The organism is Massilia frigida, assembly GCF_011682175.1.
Taxonomy (GTDB): domain Bacteria; phylum Pseudomonadota; class Gammaproteobacteria; order Burkholderiales; family Burkholderiaceae_D; genus Telluria_A; species Telluria_A frigida.
Genome location: NZ_WHJG01000049.1, coordinates 36,822 through 47,941, shown reverse-complemented (window position 1 = coordinate 47,941; position 11,120 = coordinate 36,822). Strand labels below are relative to the sequence as shown.

Below are 11,120 nucleotides of genomic sequence, written 5' to 3'. Positions count from 1 at the left end.
TCCGAATTCGCTGTCAAGCACGGCAAATCGGCTCACGTTTGAGCCTGAAATCGGAGACGGCCTCGCGGCTCGCCGCGTCCGCCTCGGTTTCGCGAGGTCAAATTCCGTCTGCCGCGCAGACTCCTAGCCACCTATTCGATCTATTCGCGCCGGGGCGAATTGCAGCGCGACGCTGATTTTCACAGCACCGCTGAAGAAGATGCACAACTGGAGGCATTCATGGCCCGCCTGCTGGCCGACCCGGCCATCGATCTGCCGGCCGCCACCGTGGTCGATGCGGGCATCATCGAGGGACTCGGCTGGGCCTGCGTGGAGCAGAACGCGGCCTGGGGTGCGGGCATCTACGGCTGCGACGCCGAGCGCGTCCTGGCGGTGCTGGAACGGGCCTCGGTCAAGCGTTGACAAGGGTTACGCCGAAAATCAGGTGCACGAAGTGTCGCAACTCAAGGGCGCTCCACGTCCCCCTTTGATGCTGCGCAAAGTCGGTGCACTTGGTGCCAAATGCAGGATGGGTGATGCCTATACTTTACTCCGCAGCCAGCCTCATCATTAATGGTGGCGGCGGTGCTGCCGGGACATGCGCCGCATATCCCGCGAGAAAAAGTTACCGCCGACATCACACGAAGCGCCACGCTATGGATACCACTACCGCCGATCTGCGATCCCCCCTGGGCGCACGCGCCGCCACGCGCACCGTCAACGTTCCCATGCCGACCCAGGTGTGTGTTTACCCGAACCAGGTCCAGCGCGTCCGGAAAGCGACGGTGGGGCAACCCGGCTGCCCGGCCTGGAGCTCCGGATGCGATATTCGTGACGATATCTGGTGCCGATTGATCGTCAACGCCACTCTGGCGGTACAGGCGATCGGGCAGCCGCAAGACCAGCCGAGTCCCTGATATGCGCGATTTACCGGAATCAGGCGTCGGCATGATCTGCCTTCCCGGCCTTGAAGCGTTTATCGAGGCCAATAAGGACTTGATCGACGTCATCGAAATCGAGCCCCAGCCGCTGTGGTTCAAATCGGCGGCGGCCGCTGTGCCGTATGCCATCAATACCGACGTATTGGCGCAATTGCGCGCCGATCCCCATCCCAAGCTGGTGCATGGCCTCGGTTTTCCGATTGGCGGCAGCGTGCCGCCGGAACCCGGGCAGGTAGCGCTGTTCGCCGATGTCGTGAAAGCGCTCGACGCATCGTGGGCCAGCGAGCACCTGAGTTTTTCGCGCGCCAGCGGACCGGATGGCGTATTCAGTACGGGCTTTTTGCTGCCGCCGCTGCAAAGCGCGCAAACCGTGGCGCTGGCCGCTGCCAATATCCGGACGCTGAGCGTCAGCTTGCCGGTACCGTTTGCGTTCGAGACCGGTGTCAATTACCTGCAGCCGGTGCCGGGCGAAATGTCCGATGGCGCGTTTTTCGGCGCCATTGCCGAGGAAGCCGACTGCGCCATCCTGCTCGACCTGCATAACCTCTGGTGCAACGAACGCAATGGCCGCCAGAGCGTGCTGGCGGCGCTCGACGATATGCCGCTCGAACGCGTGTGCGAAGTCCATCTGGCGGGCGGCGATTATCTCGACGGGTATTATCTCGATGCGCATTCGGGGCTGGTGCCGGCGGAGTTGATGCAGCTGGCGCACGCGGTGCTGCCGCGGCTGCCCAATCTCAAGGCGCTGGTGTTTGAAATTGTCCCGGCGTATATGCGCGCGATCGCGCATCGCCACCTGACCGCGCAACTGCACGAATTGCACCGGCTGTGGGACGAGCGCAAGACCACGCCGCAAGTGGCATGCGCGACGCCGCGCGGCACGCTCCGCCACGCGGGTGCGCTCGATGACGCCTTGCCGTCACCGCCGCAATGGGAACGCGCGCTGGCCGGTCAAGTGCTGGGAATCGCCACGGACGAGCCTTGCACAGTGCCGCTCGATACCGATGAAGGTATTCGCGTGCTGCGCCAGCTGGTGGCGGCGGTACGCAGCGGCACCATCGTCGATTCGATGGCGCTCAGTTACCGCCTGATATCGCTCACGGTCGGGGAATCGGCGTTTCTCGCGTTATTGCACGCGTTCTGGAAAACCCGGCCGCCGGAACCGTTTGCCACCGAAGAAGCCCTCAATTTCGCCGAATTCCTGCGCACCCAGGCGCTCCGTATTCCGCATCTGGACGAGGTACTGGCGTTTGAACTGGCCTCGCACCAGGTGCGCATGTACGGACAACCGAAAACCGTGCGCTTTACCTGTTCACCGTTGCCGCTGCTAATGGCATTGCGTAGCGCGCGCATGCCCGATTTTACCGACCGCGGCGAATTTGCATTGACCATCGCCCCGTGACCCTCAGCGTCCCTGGCGCCGCACCAGTTCGATCTCGAACAGTTTCGGCCACAGCTTGCCGGTGACGAACAGGCGCCGCTTTTTGCTGTCGTAAGCGATGCCGTTGAGAACATCGGCCGTGCCGCTTGCCCGGCTTTTCTCGTCCAGCAGCCCGGCCAGGTCGATCCATCCAACCACCTTGCCGCTGGCCGGGTCGATCCGCGCGATCACGTCGGAACCCCACACGTTGGCGTACAGCTCGCCGTCGACCCATTCCATTTCGTTGAGGCGGTCGATCGGCTTGCCCTCGGCCGTGACCTGGATGCGCCGCACTTCCGCCAGTGTTTTCGGATTGAGCACGCGGATCGCGGCCGTGCCGTCGCTCATGAAAATGTCGCTGCCATTGTTCGCCAGTCCCCAGCCTTCGCCGGGATAGGAAAAGGTCTGCTTCATTTTCAGGGTCGCCTTGTCGAACACGAAACCGACGTGCGAGGTCCAGGTCAGGCCCACGATGGTATTGCCGACGTCGGTAATGCCTTCGCCGAAATAATCCGACGCGATGTCGGTTTTCATCAGCACCTTGCCGGTTTTCAGATCGGTTTTACGGACCGACGACTTTCCGTTCAGGCCAGTGCTTTCGTACAAAATGCCATCGGTGTAGAACAAGCCCTGGGTAAAGGCGTCCGGGTCATGCGGATACGTATTCTTCACCACGAAGCCGTACACGGGGATGGCAGCCTGCGCCGCGCCGGCACAGGCCAGCAGCAAACTCAGGGCCGCAATTGGAAATCTCTTCAAGTAACACCTCAGGTCGAATCGCTGAAACGGAAGGCATATCCTTCCTCATCGCATGAATACTAATACAATTGTAGCGGGACGGCACCGCCAGCGCGGCCGCCGCCGCCATAAGAATGATCAACCACCAAGGGAGTCCGTATTGAACATCCGTGATGCCGGCGCCGCCGATGCCGCCGCAATCGTCGCCATTTATAACCACTATATTTTGACTACCTGCGTGTCGTTCGAGGAACAGAGCGTCAGCGAGGCGGCAATGGCCGCCCGCATCACCGATCTGCAGCAAGCCGGCCTGCCCTTCCTCGCCATGACCGAGGGCGATGCCGTGGTCGGCTATGCCTACGCCAGCAAGTGGCGGGTGCGCCATGCCTACCGCTTCGCGGTCGAATCTTCGATCTACCTGGTGCCGGGACTGGGCGGCAAGGGCCGTGGCAGCGCCCTGTACAAGGCGCTGCTGGCACGCGTGGCGCGCGATGGCATCCACATGGTCATTGGCGGCGTGGCGCTGCCAAACGAGGCCAGCGTGGCACTGCACGAAAAACTCGGATTCAAGAAAGTCGCGCATTTCAGCGAAGTCGGCTTCAAGTTCGGGAACTGGATCGATGTCGCGTACTGGGAACTGAAACTGTCGGGCGCAGAATAAGCAACTAACAATTTTACAGTAGTCATTTCCCCTTGGAATGCTAACATGCAAAATTGCCTAGTTTGTAACCCAAGGAAAATTGATGGACGTAATTCTGTTCTTGCTACCGTTCGCCTTCTATTTTCACTTCCTGCGCTTTCGCAAGGGGGCCCGGCGGCGGACCGATGAACTGGAGAAAACCGTGGCGGCACTGGCCGCCGAGGTGATCACGCTCAAGGAAGACTTGAAGCGCGCCGCATCTGTCGCGCAGGCTGGCGCGTCGGCTGGCGCGTCGGCTACCGCGTCGGCTACCGCGCCGGCTACCGCGTCGGCTACCGCGTCGGCTACCGCGTCGGCTACCGTTCCCGCGGCTGCACCGGCTGCCGCCCCGCCGGCTGCGCCTCGCCCCGCAGCGCCGCCCATCCCCGCGCGGACCGTTCCCGACGAAGCCAAGGTTGCCTATATGCCGGTGGCGCCGCCGGTCAGCGCACCCGTGCCGCCACCTGTTCGGCCGGTGCCGTACGCGCCTGCCGCTCCCCGGCCCGCGCCGGCCGAGCCCGCGCAAGCGATGCGTCGCCCGGAGCCCGCCGAACTGCCTGCCGCGTCGACCCCTGCCTGGATGCTGGCGGCCAAAAAATGGCTGTTTACCGGCAATCTGGTCGCCAAGCTTGGCCTGCTGATTCTGTTTATCGGCGTCAGTTTCCTGCTCAAATATGCGGCCGAGCGCACCACCGTGCCGATCGAACTGCGCCTGGCCGGCATCGTCATGGCCGATATCGCCCTGCTGGTCTGGGGCTGGCGCATCCGCGACAGCCGGCGCGGCATCAGCCTGCCCGTGCAAGGCGCGGCGCTGGGCATCCTGATGCTGGTCACCTTCGGCGCGTTCCGCATGTACCAGCTGATTCCGTCCGGCCTGGCGTTCGGCCTGCTGTTCGCACTGACCTTCTTCACCTGCCTGCTGGCGGTGCTGCAAAATGCCTTCTGGCTGGCCGTGTTCGGCATTTCCGGCGGCTTCCTGGCGCCGATCATGACGTCCACCGGCCAGGGCAGCCACATCGCGCTGTTTTCGTATTACGCACTGTTAAATGCCGGCATCCTGGGCATCGCGCTCAAGCGCTCGTGGCGCACGCTGAACCTGATCGGCTTCGCCTTCACCTTCGTGATCGGCACGGCCTGGGGCGTGCTGCGCTACGCACCGGAAAACTACCTGTCCACCCAGCTGTTCCTGATCGTCTTCGTGCTGTTCTACGTGGCCATCGCCATCGCCTACGCCGCGCGCCAGGCGCCGGCGCTGAAGAACTATGTCGACGCCACCCTGGTGTTCGGCGTGCCGCTGGTCGCCTTCGGCTTGCAGTACGGATTGGTCAAGGATACACGTTTCGGCGTGGCATTCTCGGCCCTCGGCCTGGGCCTGTTCTACACCACGGCGGCGCTGGCCATGTGGCGGCGCGCCGCGCAGAACTTCAGGCTGCTGGTGGAATCCTTCCTGGCCCTCGGGCTGGTGTTCGGCACCCTGGCCCTGCCGTTCGCGCTCGATGGCCGCTGGACCTCGGCCGCGTGGGCGCTGGAAGGCGCCGGCGTGGTCTGGGTCGGCCTGCGCCAGCGCCAGGCGCTCACCGTCGCCTTCGGCCTGCTGGTGCAAGCCGGTGCGTGGATCTCGTTTATCGCCGCCATCAGCGGCATCGATGGCCAGGCCGAGGCGGCCAAGGCCAATCTGTGGCTGGGCTTCCTGCTGCTGACTGGCACCGCCTTCCTGATGGCCACCAATTTCCGCTCGCGCAAGGGCGACCTGCCATCGCCGCTGCCAGCCGGGCTGGGCGGCGCGTTCCTGACGGTGGCCGCGCTGTGGATGGTCGCCGGTGCCTGGACCGAAGTCATGCTGCGCACCAGCGGCGGCACGCAGGCCGCACTCATGGCCGCGAGCGCGCTGGCGGCATCGCTCATCCTGGCGTTCATCGCCACGCGCATGCAATGGACGCTGGCGCGCACCCTGGCGCTGGGCGTGCAACTGACGAGTGGCGCTGTCTTGCTGCTGCTCACCTTGGCCCTCCTGTTCACCTCGTACTCGCTGGAGGCACCGCTGTTGCGCACGCCATTCCTGGGCGCGCTGATCGTGTTCGGCGGCGCGCTGTTCAGCAGCTGGGCCATGCAACAGCCGTATCCCAAGCTGTCCAGGGCCATGCTGATGTGGTCGGCTGGCTGGTGGTTCGCTCCCGTGCTGGGGTTTTTCTGCATTTGGTTCAACAGCCATTACCAGCTGTTCGGCGGCGCTCGTTCGGACGGCATGTCGCTGCTGTCGGCGTATGGCATGGCCGTGGCCATGTCGGCGCTGGCGTTTGCCGCCGCCGCGCGCCGACTGGCGTGGCAAACGCTGCGCTGGCTCAGCGTTGCCGCCTGGATCGGGCTGCTGGGGGCGACCGTCGCCATCCTGACCGAACTGTACGACGGCAACGCCATCGCGCTCGACGCCGGGATTGCCCTGGCCAGCCTGTGGCTGACGTCGGAATACCTGCTCAAGCGCTGGCCGCTCAATGGCTGGGCCATCGCCACGCCGTGGCTCCAGGCCCTGCACACCCTGCGCACCGGCGGCCCGTGGCTGATGATCTGGCCGGCCGCCGCGATCGCGGTGTCGCGCTGGCTGTACGGCGTCGATAACGCCGACGCGGTCCTGCTGAGCCAGGCGGGCTGGCATACCAGCGGCAGCTGGGCGAACTTCATCCCGGCCTGGCTGATGATGCTGGCCATCGTCTGGGTCAGCGGCCGCGCGCGCGCCGGCAAGTGGCCAGCCGCGCCTATTGCCAGCTGGCACCGGGGCGTGCTGGTTCCGCTGGCGAGCGGCTGGTCGCTGCTGCTGGCCGCCGTCTGGAACCTGACCCAGGACGGCGCCATGTCGCCCCTGCCCTATTTGCCGGTGCTCAACCCGCTCGACCTGACCAGCGGCTTCGCCATGCTGCTGGCGGTGGTGTGCTACCGCATGCGCCTGGCCGACCAGCCCGGCGAGAACGAACAGTTGCTGCTGGCGCGCGTGCCCACGGCGCTGGCCTGGGCCGGCTACGCCTGGTTCAACCTGATGCTGCTGCGCACGGCGGCGCATTATCTGGCCATCCCGTACAACGTCGACACCTTGTTCGCCTCGCAGTTCATCCAGGCCATGCTGTCGCTGGTGTGGAGCGTGTCGGCGCTGCTGCTGATGTGGCGCGCGGCGAAGCAGGCATCGCGCAAGCTGTGGGTGGTTGGCGCGGTGCTGCTCGGCCTGGTGGTCGGCAAGCTATTCCTGGTCGACCTGTCGGATGTCGGCGGGGTGGCGCGCATTGTCAGTTTTGTCGGCGTCGGCTTGCTGATGGTCGTGATCGGCTATATTGCACCGTTTCCAACGCAACACGATACGCCGCCGGAAGCGAGCGCGGCATGAACCAGGGAGTTGAACCCATGTTGAAGAAACCATTGGCCGGCCTGTGCCTGGCCGCACTGGCGGCGGCTGCCTCGCCGCTGGCGGCGGCCGATGCGCCGGCCAGCGACAAGCCGGACGATTACCGCCACGCCATGCCGTTGACCGTCAGCGGCAAGGAATCGGTGGTGCAGCTGCGCCTGCCAAAAGATGTCTACCTGCACGCGCGCACGGCGGACCTGCGCGACCTGCGCCTGTTCGATGCGCAGGGCAACAAGCTGCCGTTCAGCCTGCAGGAACCGGCGGCACGGGCCGAACGCTCGCGGCGCGACCTGCCGGTGCGCCTGTTCGCCGTGCAGACGGCGCGCCCGGCCGGTTCCACCACCGACACCGATATCGACGTGCAGCGCTCCGCCGACGGCACGGTGCTGTCGGTCAGCACGCGCTCGCGCCCGGCCGCAGCGGCGGCGCCCGGCATCGATACCCTGGTGCTCGACCTTGGCGCGCCGGCAAGCTTGGTTGCCATCGATGCCTTGCGCTTCGCCCTGCCAGCCGGAGTGGACAGCTACAGCGCGCGCGTGGTGCTGGAAGCGAGCGACGATCTCAAGCGTTGGGATACGCTCGGCGACACCGATCTTTCCTGGCTGGTCAACGAGCGCGGCGAGAAGCTGGCCAGCGCGCGCATGGAGTTCGAGGCACGCTCATTCCGCTACGCACGCCTGAGCTGGCGCCAGGGCAAGCCGCTGCAGTTTGCCACCATTACCGCCGAGTCGCCCCTGACGACGGCGGTGGCGCCGGCCGTGGAGCGCCTGGTGATCCAGCCCAGGCCGGGCCGCTTTCCCAACGACCATGTTTACCCCGCCGCGCTGGCGATTCCCGTGCAGCGCATCGGGCTCGACCTGGGCGAGCAGAACGTGGTGATCCCGGCCCAGCTTGGCCATTACGTGGAATTGCCCGACCGCCAGGGCGGCCAGACGACGACTTGGCATTTCGAGCCGGTGGCGGCTGCCACCTTTTATCAGCTGATGCAAGGCGGCAAGCGACGCGCCTCGGGCGATATCAGCATCACGCCCGCGCACCAGGCCGAATGGGTGGTACGCACGGAGACTGCGGGCGCGGCCGCGCCGGCGCTGCGCCTGGCCTGGTCGCCGGCCACGCTGGTGTTCCTGGCCAACGGCAAGCCGCCGTACCGTCTCGCCTTCGGCCGGACCGACGCCAAGCCAGGCGCCAGTGCGCTGGCGCAAGTGGCGCCCGGCTTCACGCCGGCCGAAATCGTCGCGCTCGAAGGCGCCGTGGCCGGGCCGATGCAAGTGGCAAGGGCCGCCGCCGGCGAGGGGCCCGGCGCCGCGGACAAGGCGGCAGCCGCCGCCCGCACCCGCTTGTTCGCCCTGTGGGGCGCCCTGCTCGCGGGCGTCGGCGTGCTTTCCTTCATGGCGTGGCGCCTCATTAAACAAATGAAATAAGAACCGAAAAGCATTGCGTGCCGCAGAGCACGCCGCCGCGCGCTTGCGCCTCGCGCTTGCGCCGCGACAGTGCCGTGCTCGTCTTTGCCGCCTACGCTGACTGACAGGGAGTTCAACGACTGTCATTCATTTGGAGGAAATCGGCATGGAGATCCGGCCTGGTTCATTTAACTTTCCGTCCACATCCGGCGAGGGACCGCAAACGGCAGAGACGGCCGTGGCGTTTCCGCGCCGGGTCCTGCGCGCCACCGTCGGCATGGCCGGCTACTCGGCGACGTTCGACGACAACGACCATCACCTTGGCCGCCTGACCGTCGAACTGAGCAGCACTATCGACCTCGCCGACGCCACCCGCGTGCTGGTCGGCGGAACCTTTGGCCTGCGCGACTGGTCCAACGAATGGGATGACAGTTACAGCGGCAACCTGCAGTTCGTGGTGCTGGCCGAGCTGGAACGGATCACGCCGCCCACGCCGGGCAACCCGCGCGGCGACCTGATCATTGTCGACGCCGAAATCAGCCAGGTCATCCAGCACTTTCGCAGCAGCGCCCATCTGGATAGCGCGAACGTGTTTCCGGACAACTCGATCCGGCTGGTGGCGGACAAGCCGACCGCCGTGCGCCTGTACGTCGACTACGACGCCAATTCCGGCCTGGCGCCCATCCCCAGCCTGACCGGCACGCTTGACGTGAGCGGCCCGGGCGGCACGCTCACGCTCACGCCGCTGGCCCCGATCGTGCCGCGCCGCGACGCCCAGATCGCGCGCGGCCAGGCCGGCCACACGCTCACCTTCTTCATCCCGCAGGAACGCGCGGTCGGCACGGTGACCCTGCGCGCGCGCGTCGCGTCCGCGTTCGACCCCACCCAGTTCTCGTCCACGTTCGAGCGCACCCTGAACTTCGAAGCCATTCCGGCGCTGCCGGTGATGGCGGTCGGCATCAATTACACGGGACCGGACATCAACGATGGCGCGACCCCGGCCTCCCTTGCCGCGCCGGTCCTGGCGGACTTCGTCAACACCGTGATGACGACCGAGAAGCTGTTCCCGATTCCGCAAGTGACCATCACCAGCTTCGTGAGCATGGACTACGATGACGACATCGAGTCCGACATCAACGAAGGCTGCGACAAGTTCGACGACCTGCTCGACGCCGTGGCCGATATGCGCGGCGATTCGGAAGACATCGTGCTGGGCCTGTACAACACCGGCGTGCGCACCGGCTCGGTGGGCGGCTGCGGCGGTGGCGCCGCCGCCGTGGCGCGCACCGGACGCGGGGCCAGCGTCGCCCACGAACTCGGCCACGCGCTGGGCCGCCCGCACGCGCCCTGCGACAACGTGACCCGCTGTGCCAACCCGCTCAATACCGACGCTGCCTATCCGCGCTACAGCGGATACGATTCCGACAGCATCGGCGAGTTCGGCATCGACACCAACGACGGCAGCGTCAAGGACCCGGCCAATGCGCACGACATCATGGGTTATTCGGGCAACAAGTGGATCAGCCCGTACACCTACAAGGCGCTGCTGAGCCGCATTCCGGCCGTCGCCAGCCTGGCGCCGGGCGCCGCCGGCCGGACCGAACAGGAACGGGGCGACTGGATCAAGATCAAGACTCCGCACCTGTTCCTGGTCATGACCATCACGCGCCAGCGCGCGGTGACCCTGCGGCCGGCCTTTCATTTCCCCGCCTATCCGCAGCCGCTGGGGACGATGCCGACCAGCTTCGAGGTGGAATTGCAGGACGACAAAGGCAACATGCTCAAGCACGCCTGCCTGTTCGCCTCGGGGCAGGAAGACGCCTGCGCCTGCGCGCGCGATGCGTTTCCGCTACGCATACGGCAAGCGATCGGCTTCGATCCGGCGGCCACGCGGCTGGTGATCTACGACTGCGGCAAAGCGATCTTCGAGCAAACGATCGGCCGGACGGCGCCGCTGGAACTGGTCGTCGATGGCGCTGCGGACACGCTGGCGCCATCGCTGAACCTGCGCTGGAACAGCGCCGCCGGCGATGCGCTGTGGTTCCTGGTGCAATGGCGCGACGCCGCCGGCACCTGGCGCGGGCTGGCGCCGCGTATCACGGCGAGCGCGCTGACGGTGCCGAAGCAGCTGTTCGGCCGCCAGCAGGCGCTCGGCATCCGCGTGCTGGCCAGCAGCGGAATTGCCACCGCCGAAGTGCGCTGGGAAGGCCAATTGGCGCAGGCGCCCATCGTGCCCGGCGCGCGCCTGGCGATCGGACTGGCCGAGATTGCCTCGACCGCCAGCGGCACGGTCGCGCTGCCCGCCTTGCTGCGCGCACAAGTGCGCAACGGGCGCGGGGCAGCCCTGCCCGCCTCGCAGGTATTTTGGTACGACAACCGTGGCACCGAAATCGGACGCGGCAGCACGCTCGACCTGCATGCGCTCAGTCCGGGTTTTCACACGATCAGCACGGTGGTGCTCGATGCCGGCCAGGGATCGGGCAGCCAGGACTGGCGCATCGAAGTGCGGCGCGGCGGGCAATATCTGCTGCATACCGGCCAGTCTTCCCCTCACGACGCAAAGGAGTAAGCC

8 protein-coding genes are annotated in these 11,120 nt (G+C 66.0%); 7 read left to right on the top strand and 1 reads right to left on the bottom strand.

Annotated features, from left to right (window positions below; translation table 11 throughout):
- The first annotated feature begins 108 nt into the window (after positions 1-108).
- From F2P44_RS29790 to F2P44_RS29780, 3 genes are all read left to right on the top strand, one after another.
- Positions 109-402, top strand: coding sequence for an ATP-grasp domain-containing protein (locus tag F2P44_RS29790; RefSeq protein WP_267877638.1), 294 nt, complete (start codon positions 109-111; stop codon positions 400-402).
- 233 nt (positions 403-635) lie between these two features.
- On the top strand, positions 636-896 hold the full coding sequence (locus F2P44_RS29785) for a hypothetical protein (protein WP_167092934.1): 261 nt from the start codon (positions 636-638) through the stop codon (positions 894-896).
- 31 nt (positions 897-927) lie between these two features.
- Complete coding sequence (locus F2P44_RS29780) at positions 928-2,322, top strand: MbnB/TglH/ChrH family RiPP precursor modification enzyme (RefSeq protein ID WP_167092931.1); 1,395 nt, start codon at positions 928-930, stop codon at positions 2,320-2,322.
- Positions 2,323-2,325: 3 nt separating this feature from the next.
- Here the strand turns inward: F2P44_RS29780 and F2P44_RS29775 are convergent, their stop codons facing one another.
- A complete protein-coding gene (locus F2P44_RS29775; RefSeq protein WP_167092928.1) occupies positions 2,326-3,099 on the bottom strand; it encodes a glutaminyl-peptide cyclotransferase in 774 nt (257 codons plus the stop codon).
- Positions 3,100-3,238: 139 nt separating this feature from the next.
- Between F2P44_RS29775 and F2P44_RS29770 the strand changes: the two genes are divergently transcribed.
- From F2P44_RS29770 to F2P44_RS29755, 4 genes are all read left to right on the top strand, one after another.
- Positions 3,239-3,739 (top strand): arsinothricin resistance N-acetyltransferase ArsN1 family B, encoded by a 501-nt coding sequence (locus F2P44_RS29770; protein WP_229423828.1) that lies wholly within the window; start codon positions 3,239-3,241, stop codon positions 3,737-3,739.
- 82 nt (positions 3,740-3,821) lie between these two features.
- The gene (locus F2P44_RS29765; RefSeq protein WP_167092922.1) at positions 3,822-7,130 is read left to right on the top strand and encodes a DUF2339 domain-containing protein; all 3,309 of its coding nucleotides are present in this window, start codon (positions 3,822-3,824) and stop codon (positions 7,128-7,130) included.
- Positions 7,131-7,147: 17 nt separating this feature from the next.
- On the top strand, positions 7,148-8,569 hold the full coding sequence (locus tag F2P44_RS29760) for a DUF3999 family protein (protein WP_167092919.1): 1,422 nt from the start codon (positions 7,148-7,150) through the stop codon (positions 8,567-8,569).
- A 145-nt stretch (positions 8,570-8,714) separates the two neighbouring features.
- A complete protein-coding gene (locus F2P44_RS29755) occupies positions 8,715-11,117 on the top strand; it encodes a hypothetical protein (protein ID WP_167092916.1) in 2,403 nt (800 codons plus the stop codon).
- Positions 11,118-11,120: the final 3 nt, after the last annotated feature.